The following is a 15,492-nucleotide window of genomic DNA, read 5'->3' as shown; positions in this document are numbered from 1 at the left end:
GCCTCGCGATCTTCCAGCTCTTCGACCAGCAGGCCAACGTGCCCGTCGGCATCACGCCCCTGCTCATGCTCGACATGTGGGAGCACGCCTTCTACCTCGACTACCTCAACGTCAAGGCCGACTACGTCAAGGCGTTCTGGAACATCGCCAACTGGCAGGACGTCGCCGCCCGCCTCGAGCGCGCCCGCACCCAGACCGCCGGACTCATCATCCCCGCCTGACCCGATCCGGGCCCGTCGGTCGAGCCTGTCGAGACCACGATCGTGGTTTCGACAGGCTCAACCAGCGAGGTTTCGACAGGCTCAACCAGCGAGCTGCGTCTGCTGGTAGAGCGCCAGGCGCGGCTCGCCGTCGACGACGACGTAGCTGCTCGCCATGAGCGCGACGAACGGCGCGTCGTCCCCCCGCACCGCTCGGGCGCGGTAGACGAGCGCCGCCGCGCCGGCACCGAGGCCGACGCGGCGCGGGTCGGCCAGGTCGTAGGAGTCCCACGGCGGGGCATCGTCCAGCGAGGCCGCGATGGCGCCGCGGTCCAGCACCGATCCGTCGACGAGGACCATGACTGCGTCCGCCGTCATCAGGGGACCGTAGAACGTGCCACCGCGACCTTCGCAGAGCGACGTCCACCCCTCGTGCTCCACGGACAGCAGACGGTCGAGCGTGACCTCATGCATCGCCCCAGGCTAGGGACCTCCCCGGCGGTCGCGCACCCGCGGATTCATCAGAGGAATCGGTGCGCCGCGCCCGGAACTGGGCCATACTCACGGCATGTCCCGCACGGAAGAGGTCGTCGACGGCGTCCGCCGCATGATCGTGGACGGGGAGCTCGGACCGGGCGACCGGCTGCCCGTGGAGAAGGACCTGGCCGAGCGGCTCGGCGTCTCGCGAGGCTCGCTCCGCGAGGGCGTGCGCGCGCTGACGGTGCTGGGCGTCATCGACACCCGCCAGGGCGACGGCACCTACGTGACCAGCCTCGACCCGGCGCGGCTGATGTCGTCGCTGCAGTTCGTCGTGGACCTGCAGGGAGACACGAGCGCCCGGCCGTTCCACGCCGTCCGGCGCGTGCTGGAGGTCGAGGCGGCGGGGCTCGCCGCGCACCGCATCAGCCCCGAGGCCGTCGCCGAGCTGCGCGCCGTGCTGGATCGCGTGACCGCCGTCGTCGCCGACGAGCCGGTGGACCACGAGGCCTTCATGGCCGCCGACGTCGCGTTCCACCGTCTCATCGCCGCGCAGGCCGGCAACCCCGTGCTCGAGGCGCTCGTCGAGGCGCTCGGGGGACGCACCGTGCGCGAGCGATGCTGGCGCAGCCGCCACGAGGCGGGCGTCGAGGCCCGCACCCTGCGCGACCACGAGGCCGTCTGGCGCGCCCTCGCCGCCGGCGACGCCGAGGCCGCGCGCGTGCGCATGGCCGCGCACCTGCTCGACGTCGAGGAGTCCCTCCCCGGCCCGGACGTCGAGCCCTGACCGCCGACCCCCGGACGGCACGCCACGTCGCTGGTTGAGCTTGTCGAAGGTCCCCGGGCTTCGACGAGCTCAACCAGCGGGGCTGGACCTGACGCCCGGGGTGAGCAGCAGGTTCGCGTACACCCGCTCGTCGCCGGTGGCGACGGGGACGGCGTCGAGCAGCACCTCGAGCACCTGGTCCACGCTCAGCAGGCCCGGGCGCAGGTTGAGGTGCACGCGCTCGGCGCCCGGACGGGCGCCCGTGGAGTGCGGGTAGTTCGCGTCCGCGAGGAGCACGCGCGAACCGTGACCGGCCCCCGCGAGCGCCCCGATGAGGCCGGGGTGCAGCAGCTCCTAACGCAGCACGGTCAGCTCGCCACGGCCGCGGGCACGGCGGCGAAGGCGTGCCGCTGGCGTCCCAGGCCCTCGATCTCCAGCTCCACGACGTCGCCGTCGGCCAGGTACGGGAACCGCCCGGACAGCGCGACGCCCTCGGGGGTGCCGGTGCAGATCAGGTCGCCCGGCTCGAGCGCCATGTACTGCGACAGGTGGTGGACGATCGCTGCGACGTCGAAGATCATGTCCGCCGTGGACGAGTCCTGGCGGGGCTCGCCGTTGACGAACGACCGCAGCCGCAGGCCGCCCGGGTCGACCTCCTCGGCGGGCACGAGCGCCGGACCGGTGGGCAGGAAGCCCGGGCCGCACTTGCCCTTGGACCACTGCCCGAGGGAGTCGTCGAGCTGCCAGGTGCGCTCGCTCACGTCGTCCACCACGGTGTACCCGGCGACGTGCTCGCGGGCCGCCTCGACCGACGGCAGGTAGCTGGCGCGCCTCCCGACGACGATCGCGAGCTCGACCTCCCAGTCGACCTTCTCCGCGCCGGGCGGCAGTGGCACAGTGTCGTCCGGCCCGACGACGGTGTTGGGGTGCTTGAAGAAGATGATCGGCAGGTGCGGCGGCTCGGCGCCGGACTCGCGCGCGTGCGCGGCGTAGTTCTGGCCCACGCATACGACGGCGGTGGGCCGCGCGATGGCGGCCCCGCGGCGCAGCGCGTCGGCGCCGTCGAGCACGGGCAGCTCGCCCGCGGCCAGCGCGGCCCGGGCGCGCGCCACGCCGTCGGCAGCGAGGAACCCGCCGTCCACGTCGGCGGTGAGGGTGCGTAGGTCGTAGGTGACGCCGTCAGTCGTGACGGCGGGGATCTCCTGGCCCACGGGGCCCAGGCGGTGCAGCTGCATCGGTGTCCTCGTTCTCTCGGGTGGCAGGTGAGGCGAAGGCGTCGGGGTGGGCGTCCGGGGCGAGCAGGCCGGCCTCGACGAGGGCGGTCCACAGGTCGGGCGGCACGACGGTGTTGTGCCGGGCAGCGGCCTGCCGCACCTGGTCGGCGGTGCGCAGCCCCACCACGCTGCTCGCCACCGCGGGGTGCGTCCGCACGTAAGCGAGCGCCGCCTCGGGCAGCGTGACGCCGCGCGCGGCGCACACCTCGGCGACGCGGCGGGTGCGCGCCAGCAGCGTGGCGGGCGCGGGCGCGTAGTCGTAGGTGGCGTCGTCGGGCACGACGTCGTGGGCCAGCAACCCCGAGTTGTACACCCCGGCCACGACGACGGCGACGCCGCGCTCGGCCGCCAGCGGCAGGAGGTCCGCGAGCGCCGGCTGCTCCAGGAGGGTGAACCGCCCGGCGCACATGACGACGTCGACGTCGCCGTCGCGCACGAACCGCGTCAGCATCGCCGACTGGTTCATGCCCGCGCCGATCGCGCCGACCACGCCCTGCTCGCGCAGCTCCACGAGAGCCGGGAGCGCCTCGGCGAACGCCTGCTCCTCGTGCTCGTCCGGGTCGTGCAGGTAGACCACGTCGAACCGGTCCAGCCCGGTGCGCTCCAGGCTCGACTCGAGAGACCGCAGGATCCCGTCGCGGGAGAAGTCCCACACCCTGCGCACGTCCGCGGGCACGTCGAACATGTCGGGATCCTTCTCGCCCGCCGTCTCCGGCGACGGCACCAGCAGGCGGCCCGCCTTCGTCGACATGACGTACTCCTCGCGCGGGCGAGAACCGAGGCACGCCCCGAGCCGACGCTCCGAGAGCCCGAGGCCGTAGTGCGGCGCGGTGTCGAAGTACCGGATCCCGGCCGCCCACGCGGTGTCGAACGCCTCGGCCGTCTCCGCGTCGGTCGTCGCGCGGTACAGGTTGCCCGCCTGCGCCGCCCCGTACCCCAGGCTCGTCAGGTGCACCCCGGTCGACCGCACCTCCCGCGAGGTCAGACCCCGCACGCCGTCCGGCACCGTCATGTCCGGCGTCGTCACGGCTGCTCGGGCGCGCGCACCCGCAGCTCGTGCATGCCGCCGTCGACGGCGAGCGCCGTGCCCGTGGTCGCCGTCGCGAGCGGGCTCGCGAGGTAGCAGACGGCGTGCGCCACGGCCTCCGGGCTGACCAGCCTGCCGGTGGGCTGGCGTGCCTCGAGCGCGGCGCGCTCCGCCGCCGGGTCGTCCGCGGCATCCAGCAGCCGACCCACCCACGGCGTGTCCACCGTGCCCGGGTTCACGCACGTCACCCGGATCCCCTCGCGCACGTGGTCGGCCGCCATCGCCAGGGTGAGTGCCTGCACCGCGCCCTTGCTCGCGGAGTACAACGCCCGCTGCGGCAGCCCCGACCACGACGCGATCGACGCCGTGTTCACCACCGCGCCATGCTCCGACGCCCGCAGGTGCGGCAACGCAGCCCGCGTCACCCGCACGATGCCCAGCACGTTCACGTCCAGCACCCGCAGCCACTCCGCGTCGTCGTTGTCCGCGACCGTGCCCTGCGCGCCGATCCCGGCGTTGTTGACCACGACGTCGATCCCGCCCATCGCGGCAGCGGCCCCCTCGACCGCCGCGCGCACCGCCGCATCGTCCGTGACGTCGGCGACCTGGGCGCCCGCGCCCTCTGGCACGCCCTCACGCGACCGGTCGATCGCCACGACATGCGCACCGCGCGCCAGCAGCGCCGTCACGACAGCAGCGCCGATACCCGACGCTCCCCCCGTCACGACCGCGCGGATGCCGGCGAACTCCGGCAGAGACTCGGTGGGGCTGCTCACGGGTGCTCCTTCTGGCTGGGGACGAGGTAGGGCCCGGGCGCCGCGCCGACGTCGAGCCCGTAGGTGGTCACGGCGGTGCGCCCGCGCACGGCGGCCCGCTCGGTGGCGGTGAGCGGCGCGAGGAGCTGGTCGACGGCGTCGAGCCAGCGGCCGTAGTCGGAGGCGAGCAGGCAGACGGGCCAGTCGCTGCCGAGCAGGAGGCGGTCGGGGCCGAGGACGTCGAGCGCGTGGTCGACGACGGGGCTCAGGTCGGCGACGGTCCACGCGTCCCACCGCGCCTCCGTGACCAGGCCGGACAGCTTGGCGACGACGTGGGGGCGGGCTGCGAGCGCGGCCAGGTCGCGGCGCCAGGCGTCGAGGGCGGCGGGGTCGCCGGCGCGCCCGTCGTGCGGCATGGTCGCCGCGATCGGCGGCTTGCCGAGGTGGTCGAGTACCAAATGCACGTCGGGCAGGGTCGCGGCGAGGCGGGCGCAGGCGGCGAGCTGGTCGTGCCGGACGACGAGGTCGAACGGGAGTCCCGCGGCGCCGACGGCGGCGATGCCCGCCCGCACGTCGGGCCGGTCGAGGTAGCCGGGGTCGGTCTCGGACTGGACCATCGTGCGGATCCCGACGAGGCGGTCGCCGCCCGTCCCGGCGCGCAGCTCCTCGAGCCGCCGTGCGAGGTCGGGGTCCAGGAGGTCCGCCCATCCGACGACGCCCGCGAGGCCGGCGGCGCGTCCCTCGGGCGACGCGGCGGTGGCGAGCAGGTCGGCGGTCTCGTCCCAGCGGCTCGCGGTCTGCACGACGACGGTCGCGTCCACGCCGTGCGCGCGGGCGGGCAGGTCGCGGGGGGCGAAGTCGGCGTCGATGGCCGCCATGGTCACGGGGTCGACCCAGTCCTGCGGCGTCCGCGCACGGACCCACAGGTGGTGGTGCGCGTCGACGACGACCGGCATGTGTGTGCTCCCTTGCGCAATTCATCCAATCTATAGCAGCATCGGTGCCGCTCGGTCCAGACTCAAGGGGATGATTTCCTCGATACATCGGACCTTAGCGCTGGTTCCTGCCCGCTCGACGAGGAGTGATCCGCCCATGACTACCGCCCCGCAGCTCCGCCCGGAGCAGGCCTGGTTCACCGAGGCCAGGTTCGGCCTGTTCGTGCACTTCGGCCTCTACTCCGCCGCCGCCCGGCACGAGTGGGTGATGAGCACCGAGCGCCTGACCGCCGAGCACTACGCACGCTACGCCGAGGTGTTCGACCCGGATCTGTTCGACGCGCGCGCGATCGCCCGGGCGGCCAAGGACGCCGGGATGAAGTACGTGGTGCTGACCACCAAGCACCACGACGGCTTCGCTCTGTGGGACTCCGCCGTCAGCGACTACAGCATCGCCCGCACGCGCGGGCGCGACCTCGTGGCGGAGCTCGCCGAGGCGGTCCACGCCGAGGGCCTGCACCTCGGGCTGTACCACTCGCTCATCGACTGGCACCACCCCGACTTCACCGTGGACCACGTGCACCCGCGTCGCGACGACCCGGACGCCCACGCGCTCAACGAGGGCCGCGACATGACCCGGTACCGCGAGTACCTGCACGCCCAGGTGCGGGAGCTGCTCACCGGATACGGGCCGGTGGACTACGTCTTCTTCGACTTCACGTTCGCCGAGGACAAGGACGGCTGGCGCGGCAAGTACCCCGAGGACTGGGAGGCCGAGACACTGCTCGCCCTGGTCCGCGAGCTGCAGCCGCAGGCCGTGGTCAACGACCGCCTCGGCATCCCCGGCGACCTCGTGACGCCCGAGCAGTACCAGCCGGACGAGCCGATGCGCGACAGCTCCGGCGCCCTGGTGCCGTGGGAGGCCTGCCAGACCCTCAACGGGAGCTGGGGTTACGACCGCGACAACACGAGCTTCAAGGACCCCGACCTGCTGGTGCGCATGCTTGTGGACACCGTGTCCAAGGGCGGCAACCTGCTGCTCAACATCGGCCCCGACGGCCGGGGCGCGATCCCCGCCCGCGACGCCGGCACGCTCGCCGCGCTCGGGGCGTGGACGCGCCTGCACGGCCGGTCGATCGTCGGCGCCGGGCCCGCCGACCCCGACCTCGCCGCCGCCGTCGCGCCGGGCCTGCCGCCCGGCGTCGTCCTCACGCAGCGCGACGACCGGCTGTACCTGCACCTGTTCGCCTGGCCCTTCGGGCACGTGCACCTGCGCGGGCTCGCCGACCGCGTCCGGTACGTGCAGCTGCTGCACGACGGCTCCGAGCTGCGCTCCACCCGCAGCGAACCCGACCAGAAGGCGTGGAACACCAACCCGGGGGGCCAGCCGCCCGGCACGCTCACGCTGCACCTGCCCACGGCGCGGCCCGACGTCGCGGTGCCGGTGATCGAGCTGTTCCTCGACTCCGCGAGGTAGTTCCACATCCCGCGAGGCAGTTCCACATCCCGCGAGGTAGTTCCACGAGCGTGCAACCACCTCGCGGTGCGGCGGGCGCCGTCGGTCAGGGGCGGGACACGGGCTCCACGCCCGGCGCGAGCAGGTGGGGCCCGAGCTCGGCGACCGAGCCGGCGCCCAGCAGCTGCATCGTGGTGCGCACCTCCTGGGCCAGGATCTCCAGCGCGCGGTCGACGCCCCGCCGCCCGCCCGCCATGAGGCCGTAGAGGTAGGCCCGGCCGACGAGCGTGAAGTCGGCGCCCGCACAGAGGGCGACCACGACGTCGGCGCCGGACAGGATGCCCGAGTCCAGCACCAGCTCGACGTCCGGCCCGACGGCGGCACGCACGGCCGGCAGCACCCGCAGGGGCGCCGGCGTGCGGTCGAGCTGGCGCCCGCCGTGGCTCGACACCACGATCCCGTCCGCCCCGAGGTCCACGGCCCGCACGGCGTCGGCGGGGGCGAGCACCCCCTTGACGAGGAGCCGCCCGGACCACACGGTGCGGATCCACGCGAGGTCCTCCCAGTCGAGGGTCGGGTCGAACATCCCGTTGATGAGCGTGGGTAGGTCGGTCGCCGAGCCCGAGAGTGACGCGAAGGCGAGGGTCTCGGTGGTGAGGAAGTTGAACCACCACGCCGGGCGGTAGGACGCATCGAGAACGGTGCGAACGGTGAGCCGCGGCGGGATCGTCATGCCGTTGCGCACATCGCGCAGCCGCTGGCCGGCCACCGGGGTGTCCACCGTGACGAGGAGCGTGTCGTACCCGGCGGCCGCGGCCCGGTCGACGAGCCGCCGGGAGGCCTCGCGGTCCTTCCACAGGTAGAGCTGGAACCAGCGCCGGCCGTCCGGCGCCGCCTCCGCGACCTCCTCCACCGAGCGGGTGCCCATCGTGGAGAGCGTGAACGGGACGCCCGCGGCCCGTGCCGCCGTCACCCCCGCGATCTCACCCTCGGCCTGCATGAACCGGGTGAACCCCGTCGGCGCGATGCCGAGCGGCAGGGCGGAGCGCCGCCCCGTCACGGTCACCGACGTATCGACCGCCGCCCGGCCGCTCAGCACGCGCGGGACCAGCTCCGCGCCCTGGAACGCCGCCCGCGCACGCCGGTAACCGATCTCGTCGAGCGCCGCGCCGTCGACGTAGTCGAAAGCCGCACGGGGGGTCCGACGCCGGGCGATCGTCCGCAGGTCGGAGATGGCGGCGGCGCGGGCGAGCCGGGTGCCCGTGCGGTCGAGGCTCGGGGCCTCGACCCGCAGCAGGCCGGCGAGCTCACGGAGGTCCGGGAGCTGTCGTCTCATGGGTCTCCTCGGATTCGGTAGGGCGGCCGGTCAGGCAGCGGCGGCAGCAGGGCCGCGTCGCGGGGCGCCGAGCACGGCCACCAGCGCGATCCCGCAGCACACGACGAGGTACAGCGACACGTACAGAGTCCCGCCGTCGGCGGCCTGGATCAGCGCGACAGCGACGAGCGGGGTGAAGCCCGCGACGACGGCGCCGTTCAGCTCACGGGTCAAAGCGACCCCGCTGTAGCGTCTCTCGGCCGGGAAGAGTCCCGTGAGGAACGCGCCCTGGGCGCCGGAGGTCGCCGACATCACGAGGCCGAACCCGCACAGCAGCGCTGTGGTGGTCGGCCAGAAGCTGCCGCTGGACAGCGCCTGGAACAAGGGGAACGCCAGCAAGGCCCCCAGCACGCTTCCCCAGACCATCAGGACGCGCGCCCCGACGCGATCGGCCACGACCCCCGCCACGGGGGTGAGGGCGACGGCCGAGAGGGAGGAGACCGTCACGGCGAGGAGCGCCTGCGTGGGGCTGAGTCCGACGGCGTCGGACGAGAGGTACCCGACGGCGAACACCGCCATGACGTAGTTCAGCGCGTTGTGCCCGGTGATGGACAGGAATCCCGTGACGAGCGCACGCCTGTCGTGCCGGAAGAGCTCGGCCAGCGGCACCTTGCGCCGCCGCGGGTCGTGCTCGGCGCGGGCCAGCGCCTGCCGGTACTCGGGCGTCTCCTCGAGGTGTTTGCGGATGTAGAGCGCGACGACGAAGAGGACGGCCGAGGCCAGGAACGGGATGCGCCACGCCCAGCCGAGCAGCGCCTGCTCGCCGAGCGACGCCACACCCAGGAACGCGAAGGTGGCGAGGGCGATGCCCGCGGGCGGGCAGGCCAGCGGCAGCGAGGTGAGCAGGCCGCGGCGCCCGGGCGGGGCGTACTCGGCCACCAGCGTCATCGCGCCGGCCAGCTCCGCCCCCGCCCCGAAGCCTTGCACCAGGCGGAACAGGACGAGCAGCACCGGCGCCAGGAGCCCGACGGACCCGTAGGTGGGCAGCAGGCCGACGGCGACGGTTGCCGCGCCCATGAGCAGCACGGTGAACAGCAGCGCCGGTCGCCGGCCGAGCCGGTCGCCCACGTGGCCGATGATCACGCCGCCGACCGGACGGGCGACGAAGCCCACCGCGAAGGTCGCGAAGGCCGCGACGGACGTCGCGGAGGCGTCGCCGACGAAGAACAGCGGACCGATGACCAGTCCCGCGGCGGCGCCGTACAGCGCGTAGTCGTACCACTCGATGACCGTGCCGGTGATGGCCGCGACCACCGCCTTGCGCGCGCCCGGGGGCCAACCTGTGCCGGTACGCACCGCACGGGCGGCGTTGCCCGTGTCCACTCCTGTCATGGGTGCTCCTCCTTGAACACTCTGATCCAGCACTGAAATCTGTGAAATATATCTCTAGTGCATCTATCGTCTGTCTGGCAAGGGTCGGCTGCACCCGACCCTGAGCGCCCGTCCATCCCAGGAGGCCACGAATGCGACGGTCGATGACCGACCGGATCCTCGAACGCCTGCGCGAGCAGATCCTCGAGGGCGGGTTCGCGCCCGGCCAGGTCGTCATCGAGGGTTCGCTGGCGCAGGACTTCGAGGTCTCCAAGACACCGGTGCGCGAGGCCCTGCGCCAGCTCACCAGCGAAGGCCTGCTCACGGTGCTGCCACAGAAGGGCTATCTGGTGCGCGGCCTGGGCCTCAACGACCTGCGCGAGGTGCTGGATCTGCGGATGCTCCTCGAACCGCACGCCGCCGGCGCCTCGGCACAGCTCGTCGACGACCCGCTTCTGGGCGACATGCGCGCGGCCATCGAGCACCAGTCGTCGGCCGGGGCCGAGGGGATCGAGGCGATGCGCGCAGCGCGCCAGTTCCACCGCGCCGTGGCGCGCGGTGCCCGCAACGGCCGGCTCGCCGAGGCGCTCGACCGCTGCTTCGTCGACATGTCACGGGCACACCACCTGCACGTGGGCCTGCAGTCGTCCCTCGCCTCGTCCGACGACGTCACCGAGCACGAGGCCATCTTCACCGCGGTGGCGGCGGGCGACCCGGAGGCGGCCGAGCAGTCGATGCGGGCCCATCTGAGATCCGTCCGGCGCACCACGATGGAGCAGCTCCAGGAGGCCGGCCGACTCTGGTCGGAGTGAGGCCCGGCGCGTGGGCTATGCTCCCCGGGTCGAGGCGGACACGCGCCGCCTGCGCTCGAAAAAGGGGCGCGCGGCGGGCTCCCGGATGCCGACCAGCCACCGGGCCCGCAAGGGACACATACGGACCGCACCACTCATCCGTCACTGTTCCCTGGAGTCCCCGTGCCCACCGTCTCCGCTCATGTCGCCCGCACCCTCGCCCAGCACGTCGACCACGTCTTCGGCGTCATGGGCAACGGCAACGCCTGGTTCCTCGACGCCGTCGAGCGCACCACGACCGCCCGGTTCACCGCCGTCCGGCACGAGGCCGGCGGGGTGGTCGCCGCCGACGCCTACTTCCGCGCGTCGGGCCGGATCGCCGCCGCGACCGTCACCTACGGCGCGGGCTTCACCAACACGCTCACCGCGCTCGCCGAGGCCGCGCAGGCGCGCGTGCCGCTGGTGCTGCTCGCGGGCGACGAGCCGACGTCCGGCCCCCGCCCGTGGGACGTGGACCAGATCGCCCTCGCGGCCGCCGTCGGCGCCCGCACCTACACCGTGGGCCGCGCGGACGCCGCCGCGACCACCGTCATCGCGATCGAGCACTCCCTCACCTATCGCGTGCCCGTGGTGCTGGCCATCCCCTACGACGTCGCGGCGCTCGAGGCCGGGCCCGTCCCCGAGGCGCCGGAGCCCGCGCTGCCCGGGCCGCTGGCCCCCGCGGGCCCGTTCGACGCGGCCGCCATCGCGGACCTCGCGCGCGCCCTCGCCGGCGCCGAGCGGCCGGTGCTGCTCGCGGGCCGCGGCGCCTGGCTCGCCGGTGCGGGCCCCGCGCTCGGCGAGCTCGCCGACGCGACCGGCGCCCTGACCGCCACGACCGCGCTGGGCCGCGGGGTCTTCCCCGACGGCCGGTACGACCTCGGCGTCGCGGGCGGCTTCGGGGCCGAGGGCGCGATGGCGCTGGTGCGGGAGGCGGACGTCGCCGTCGTGCTGGGCGCGTCGCTCAACCAGTTCACGATGCGCTTCGGCGAGCTGTTCGCGCCGGGCACGCGCGTGGTCCAGGTGGACATCGCGCCGGCCGCGACGCACCGGCACGTGGGCGGATTCGTGCGCGGCGACGCCGCGCTGGTGGCCCGCGCCCTCGTGGACGAGCTCCGCGACCTGGGCGCGGAGCCGTCCGGGTGGCGCGAGTCGGTGGACGTCGCCGCGGCCCGCGCGTACGAGACGGGGCCCGAGGACGGCCTCGCGCCCGACGGCCGGCTCGACCCGCGCACCGTGGCCCACCGGCTGGGCGGGGCGCTGCCCGCCGACCGGGTGGTCGTCTCCGACGGCGGGCACTTCATCGGCTGGGCCAACATGTACTGGCCCGTCGCCTCGCCCGACCGGATGATGATGGTCGGCACGGCCTTCCAGTCCATCGGGCTCGGCTTCCCCAGCGTCGCGGGGGCCGCCGCCGCCCGCGCGGGCTCCGCCGTCGTGCTCACCACCGGCGACGGCGGCGGCCTCATGGCGCTCGCCGACCTCGAGACCGCCGTGCGCACCGCCGGCGGGCGCGGCATCGCCGTCGTGTGGAACGACGCCGCCTACGGCGCCGAGGTGCACGTGTACGGACGGCAGGGCATCACCGAGGAGCCGATGCGCATCCCCGAGACGAACTTCGCCGCCCTCGCCGCCGCCGTCGGCGCGGAGGGTGTGGTCGTGCGCAACCTCGCCGACCTCGACCGTGTCGCGTCGTGGGCCGCCGAGCCGGTCGCCGATCGGCGCTTCCTCGTGCTCGACTGCCGCGTCTCGCCCACCGTCGTCGCGCCCTACCAGGAGGAGATCCTGCGGGCGAACCGCTCGAGGTAGCGGGGCGTCAGAGCCGCTTGCTCATCTTGATCGCCGTCGTCTCGAAGCCCAGCGACTCGTACAGGCCGCGCGCGACGGCGTTGAAGCCGAAGACGTTGAGCCCCAGCGTGTGCGCCCCCTGCCCCCGCGCGTACTCCTCGCCGAGGAGCATGGCCGTCCGCCCCAGGCCGCGGCCCCGCTCGTCCGCGTCGATCTCGATGTCCCAGACCCACCAGGCGCCCGCGTCGTCGCTCGTGTGCGGCCCGATCCAGAGGTTGCCGACGGCGTGCCCGGCGTCGTCGACCACGTCGAAGACCGCGTGGCCCGGGGTCGGGACCCCTCCGGGGAAGGCCCGCGCCATGCTGGCCTCCGCCTGCCGGGCGGCGTCCTCGGGGGTCTGCCCCATCGCGACGAGGTCGTCCGCGTACGCGGCGCGGCTGCGCTCGAGGTAGGCCGGGAGGTTCTGGGCGTCCACGGGGCGCAGGGTGACGGGCACCGGGGCAGCCTCCCACATCGCCGCCCCCCGGGTGCTCAGGCGGTAGACCCCGTACCCGGCGGCCCGTCGAGCACCGTCGGCGCGTATTCGAGCAGGGTCAGCCGGCCGTCGAGGGTCCGGCTCTCGAGGAGCTCCAGCCGGACGTCGGGCCAGCCGTCGTAGAGGCGGTCACCGCCGGTCGCGCCGTTGACCACCGGGAACACCACGACGCGCACGCGGTCCACGAGGCCCGCGACGAGCAGGGAGCGGGCGAGGCTGGGGCTGCCGATCGTCCGGAGCGGGACGTCGCCCTGCTTCATCGCGCGTACGGCCTCGACGGCGTCGCCCGCGACCAGCGTCGTGTTCGCCCACTCCAGCGGCTCGGTCAAGGTGCGGGAGAACACGGCCTTCGGCCGGGCCGTGACCTCGGCCATCTCTTCCTCGCCGGACTCGGCGAACCCCGCGAAGAGGCGGTAGGTCGTGGCGCCCAGGAGGGTCGTGTACTCCTCCTTGCCGTCCTCCTCGAGGAACGCGAAGTACTCCGGGCCGCCCATGCCCCACAGGCCGGGCCACCCCTCGGCGGAGCCGAAGCCGTCGAGCGAGGTGATGTAGTCGATCATCAGGTCAGCCATCGCGGATCCTCCCAGGCGGGCGCCCGCGGCGCCGCCTCAGATCCAGTATCCGCAGAGGTCGGGGACGCGCAAGACGGCGGCGAGGGTGCAGACACCCGATTCACACACGGTGCGGCAGTTTCGGTTCGGTGCGGCAGTTCTAACTGCCGCACCGAACCGAACCTGCCGCACCGTCGCCGTTCAGCGGCCGAGCGCCCCGGCGAAGAACTCGCCGAGCTCGTCGGTGGCCGTCAGCGGCAGCACGTGCGCCACGTACTGGTCGGGGCGCACGACGACGACCACGCCGCCGCGGTCGAGCCCCCGGGCGTCGAAGATGTCGTCCGGGACGTCGTCCGAGGCGCCGGCGGCGTAGACCTTCTCGTAGTCGACCAGCGCGAACGGGCCGACGCGGGGCAGGAACACCTCGGGCACGCGGCCGATGTCGATCGCCGTGTGGTCCTGCTGGTAGACCACCTTGACGTCGAACCAGGCGTCGGGGTCGACCCCCTCGGGGGTGCGGGCCAGGGGCGACGACGGCGACGCCGCGAGCCAGTCAGCCCACGTCGCCAGCGCCGACGGCTCGCCCGGCGCCGGTGCGTCGGCGAACGCGTAGAGGCGCCAGCGCCCGTCGGCGCGGTGGTGGTGGCCCAGGTGGACCGGGTTGGTGTCCGCCAGGCGCACCACGGGCGCCGACCGGAACCGCTTGCCGACCGGGAAGCCGGCCGCGAGGGCCTGGTGCGACCGCTCCCCGACGATCATCGACGGCTGGTACTCGGTCATGAAGCCCGCCGGGAACTCGGCGGTGCGCACGTAGAAGTCCTCGAGCTCGGACGGGGAGTCGAACTCCTCCGGCTTCTTCGCCATCATCGTCGACCACTCGCGGTCGAAGTCGATGAGGTCCTTCGCCACCACGTGCCGCTCGGCGTTGTACGTGGCCAGCAGCTCCGCGGGCGCGCGGCCGTCGAGCACGTGCCCGAGCTTCCACCCGATGTTGAAGCCGTCCTGCATGGACACGTTCATCCCCTGGCCGGCCTTGGCGCTGTGCGTGTGGCAGGCGTCGCCGGTGATGAAGACGCGCGGCGTGCGCGTGCCGGCCTCCTCGACCGGCACGTCGTCGAAGCGGTCCGTCAGCCGGTGGCCCACCTCGTAGACGCTGTGCCACGCGACGTCCTTCACGTCCAGCGTGTAGGGCGTGAGGATCTCGTTTGCCCTGGCGATGATCTGGTCGATCGTCGTGGCGCGCACCGCGCGGCGGTCGCCCTCGGCAACCTCCCCCAGGTCCACGTACATGCGGAACAGGTAGCCGCCCTCGCGGGGGATCAGCAGGATGTTGCCCGCCTCGGACTGGATCGAGCACTTGGTGCGGATGTCGGGGAAGTCGGTGACGGCCAGCACGTCCATCACGCCCCAGGCGTGGTTGGCCGGGCTGCCCATGTGCTGCGCGCCGATCGCGTCGCGCACCCCGCTGCGGGCGCCGTCGGCGCCGACGACGTACCGGGCGCGCACGGTGCGGCGGACGCCGTCATGCTCCCCCGCGCAGCCCTGGAGCGTCACGACGACCGGGTGCTCGCCCTCGTCCTCCACCCGCAGGTCGACGAACTCCCACCCGTAGTCGGGCGTCGAGCGCGTGGGCGCGTTCGCGGCGACCTCGGCGAAGTAGTCGAGCACGCGCGCCTGGTTGACGATGAGGTGCGGGAACTCGCTGACGCCGGTCGGGTCGTCCACCGGCCGCGCCGCGCGCACGATGTGGTCGACGTTCGCCGGGTCCGGCTTCCAGAACGCCATCTCCGTGATGCGGTACGCCTCGGCGACGATGCGTTCGGCGAAGCCGAAGGCCTGGAACGTCTCGACGCTGCGGGCCTGGATGCCGTCCGCCTGGCCGATCTCCAGCCGGCCGGGGCGGCGCTCGACGAGGCGCGTCGTGATGTCCGGAAACTGCGCCAGCTGCGCCGCGGTGACGATGCCGGCCGGTCCGGACCCGACGACGAGCACGTCGACCTCGTCGGGCAGCTCGTCGGGACGGTCCACGCCGGTGCCGGCGGGCGGCAGCACCCGCGGGTCGCCGGACACGTAGCCGTGGTGGTGGAACTGCACGGACTCTCCTCATCGTCATCGATGCGCCGACTTCGCCGTCGGGCCTTGCACTGCGGCCAAGGTCTTGCACCGCGTCGTCGCGCGTTCTATATTCGAACGCGGCGTTCTACTATTGAAT

The 15,492-nt window shown here is 73.7% G+C and carries 16 protein-coding genes; 5 read left to right on the top strand and 11 right to left on the bottom strand.

What is annotated here, in order from left to right:
- On the top strand, nucleotides 1-221 hold a 221-nt coding region (locus AC1C2W_RS15455; RefSeq protein WP_495413589.1), incomplete at its 5' end, for a Fe-Mn family superoxide dismutase.
- Nucleotides 222-302: 81 nt separating this feature from the next.
- On the opposite strand, the gene AC1C2W_RS15450 is transcribed toward AC1C2W_RS15455, so the two are convergent.
- Nucleotides 303-674 (bottom strand): nuclear transport factor 2 family protein, encoded by a 372-nt coding sequence (locus AC1C2W_RS15450; protein ID WP_495413588.1) that lies wholly within the window; start codon nucleotides 672-674, stop codon nucleotides 303-305.
- Nucleotides 675-768: 94 nt separating this feature from the next.
- Here AC1C2W_RS15450 and AC1C2W_RS15445 point away from each other — a divergent pair, with 94 nt between their 5' ends.
- Complete coding sequence (locus AC1C2W_RS15445) at nucleotides 769-1,464, top strand: FadR/GntR family transcriptional regulator (protein WP_495390151.1); 696 nt, start codon at nucleotides 769-771, stop codon at nucleotides 1,462-1,464.
- Between the two features lie 69 nt (nucleotides 1,465-1,533).
- Here the strand turns inward: AC1C2W_RS15445 and AC1C2W_RS15440 are convergent, their stop codons facing one another.
- From AC1C2W_RS15440 to AC1C2W_RS15420, 5 genes are read right to left on the bottom strand one after another with little or no spacing between them, the layout of a single operon-like run.
- Entirely contained in the window at nucleotides 1,534-1,791 is a 258-nt protein-coding gene (locus AC1C2W_RS15440; RefSeq protein WP_495413597.1) for an RbsD/FucU domain-containing protein, read from the bottom strand.
- A 20-nt stretch (nucleotides 1,792-1,811) separates the two neighbouring features.
- Nucleotides 1,812-2,678 carry a fumarylacetoacetate hydrolase family protein gene (locus AC1C2W_RS15435; protein WP_495413587.1) on the bottom strand — a complete coding sequence of 289 codons (867 nt, stop codon included), beginning with the start codon at nucleotides 2,676-2,678 and terminating at the stop codon, nucleotides 1,812-1,814.
- Nucleotides 2,623-3,729, bottom strand: a complete 1,107-nt coding sequence (locus tag AC1C2W_RS15430; protein ID WP_495413596.1) for an aldo/keto reductase — start codon at nucleotides 3,727-3,729, stop codon at nucleotides 2,623-2,625. Before AC1C2W_RS15430 ends, AC1C2W_RS15435 begins: the two co-directional genes overlap by 56 nt.
- 11 nt (nucleotides 3,730-3,740) lie before the next feature.
- Nucleotides 3,741-4,520: an SDR family NAD(P)-dependent oxidoreductase gene (locus AC1C2W_RS15425; protein ID WP_495390149.1), complete on the bottom strand. Its 780-nt coding sequence runs from the start codon at nucleotides 4,518-4,520 to the stop codon at nucleotides 3,741-3,743.
- Nucleotides 4,517-5,455, bottom strand: coding sequence for an amidohydrolase family protein (locus AC1C2W_RS15420; RefSeq protein WP_495413586.1), 939 nt, complete (start codon nucleotides 5,453-5,455; stop codon nucleotides 4,517-4,519). The genes AC1C2W_RS15425 and AC1C2W_RS15420 overlap by 4 nt, the downstream gene beginning before the upstream one ends.
- A 136-nt stretch (nucleotides 5,456-5,591) precedes the next feature.
- On the opposite strand from AC1C2W_RS15420, the gene AC1C2W_RS15415 reads away from it, so the two are divergent.
- On the top strand, nucleotides 5,592-6,911 hold the full coding sequence (locus AC1C2W_RS15415; RefSeq protein WP_495413585.1) for an alpha-L-fucosidase: 1,320 nt from the start codon (nucleotides 5,592-5,594) through the stop codon (nucleotides 6,909-6,911).
- A gap of 85 nt (nucleotides 6,912-6,996) precedes the next feature.
- Here AC1C2W_RS15415 and AC1C2W_RS15410 read toward each other — a convergent pair whose 3' ends face one another.
- Together AC1C2W_RS15410 and AC1C2W_RS15405 are read right to left on the bottom strand one after the other, a co-directional pair.
- Nucleotides 6,997-8,226 (bottom strand): alpha-hydroxy acid oxidase, encoded by a 1,230-nt coding sequence (locus AC1C2W_RS15410; protein WP_495413584.1) that lies wholly within the window; start codon nucleotides 8,224-8,226, stop codon nucleotides 6,997-6,999.
- Between the two features lie 30 nt (nucleotides 8,227-8,256).
- Nucleotides 8,257-9,597 (bottom strand): MFS transporter, encoded by a 1,341-nt coding sequence (locus tag AC1C2W_RS15405; protein ID WP_495413583.1) that lies wholly within the window; start codon nucleotides 9,595-9,597, stop codon nucleotides 8,257-8,259.
- 143 nt (nucleotides 9,598-9,740) lie between these two features.
- Here AC1C2W_RS15405 and AC1C2W_RS15400 point away from each other — a divergent pair, with 143 nt between their 5' ends.
- Nucleotides 9,741-10,388 carry a GntR family transcriptional regulator gene (locus tag AC1C2W_RS15400; protein ID WP_495390144.1) on the top strand — a complete coding sequence of 216 codons (648 nt, stop codon included), beginning with the start codon at nucleotides 9,741-9,743 and terminating at the stop codon, nucleotides 10,386-10,388.
- A gap of 162 nt (nucleotides 10,389-10,550) precedes the next feature.
- A complete protein-coding gene (locus AC1C2W_RS15395) occupies nucleotides 10,551-12,215 on the top strand; it encodes a thiamine pyrophosphate-binding protein (RefSeq protein ID WP_495413582.1) in 1,665 nt (554 codons plus the stop codon).
- 7 nt (nucleotides 12,216-12,222) lie between these two features.
- Here the strand turns inward: AC1C2W_RS15395 and AC1C2W_RS15390 are convergent, their stop codons facing one another.
- The 3 genes from AC1C2W_RS15390 to AC1C2W_RS15380 all read right to left on the bottom strand — a co-directional run bounded on the left by AC1C2W_RS15390 (nucleotide 12,223) and on the right by AC1C2W_RS15380 (nucleotide 15,374).
- Nucleotides 12,223-12,690, bottom strand: coding sequence for a GNAT family N-acetyltransferase (locus AC1C2W_RS15390; RefSeq protein WP_495413581.1), 468 nt, complete (start codon nucleotides 12,688-12,690; stop codon nucleotides 12,223-12,225).
- Nucleotides 12,691-12,725: 35 nt separating this feature from the next.
- Entirely contained in the window at nucleotides 12,726-13,301 is a 576-nt protein-coding gene (locus AC1C2W_RS15385; RefSeq protein ID WP_495413580.1) for a dihydrofolate reductase family protein, read from the bottom strand.
- Between the two features lie 180 nt (nucleotides 13,302-13,481).
- Entirely contained in the window at nucleotides 13,482-15,374 is a 1,893-nt protein-coding gene (locus AC1C2W_RS15380) for an FAD-binding monooxygenase (RefSeq protein ID WP_495390140.1), read from the bottom strand.
- Nucleotides 15,375-15,492 lie beyond the last annotated feature (118 nt).

The organism is Isoptericola sp. Y581 (genome assembly GCF_059445475.1).
Note: the sequence above shows the minus strand (reverse complement) of the source record. Positions and strands in the feature narration are given on the sequence as shown.

Coding starts and splice junctions, on each gene's coding strand:
- AC1C2W_RS15450 (WP_495413588.1), bottom strand. CDS start 674: ATGCATGAGGTCACGCTCGACCGTCTGCTGTCCGTGGAGCACGAGGGG.
- AC1C2W_RS15445 (WP_495390151.1), top strand. CDS start 769: ATGTCCCGCACGGAAGAGGTCGTCGACGGCGTCCGCCGCATGATCGTG.
- AC1C2W_RS15435 (WP_495413587.1), bottom strand. CDS start 2,678: ATGCAGCTGCACCGCCTGGGCCCCGTGGGCCAGGAGATCCCCGCCGTC.
- AC1C2W_RS15430 (WP_495413596.1), bottom strand. CDS start 3,729: ATGACGGTGCCGGACGGCGTGCGGGGTCTGACCTCGCGGGAGGTGCGG.
- AC1C2W_RS15420 (WP_495413586.1), bottom strand. CDS start 5,455: ATGCCGGTCGTCGTCGACGCGCACCACCACCTGTGGGTCCGTGCGCGG.
- AC1C2W_RS15415 (WP_495413585.1), top strand. CDS start 5,592: ATGACTACCGCCCCGCAGCTCCGCCCGGAGCAGGCCTGGTTCACCGAG.
- AC1C2W_RS15410 (WP_495413584.1), bottom strand. CDS start 8,226: ATGAGACGACAGCTCCCGGACCTCCGTGAGCTCGCCGGCCTGCTGCGG.
- AC1C2W_RS15405 (WP_495413583.1), bottom strand. CDS start 9,597: ATGACAGGAGTGGACACGGGCAACGCCGCCCGTGCGGTGCGTACCGGC.
- AC1C2W_RS15400 (WP_495390144.1), top strand. CDS start 9,741: ATGACCGACCGGATCCTCGAACGCCTGCGCGAGCAGATCCTCGAGGGC.
- AC1C2W_RS15385 (WP_495413580.1), bottom strand. CDS start 13,301: ATGGCTGACCTGATGATCGACTACATCACCTCGCTCGACGGCTTCGGC.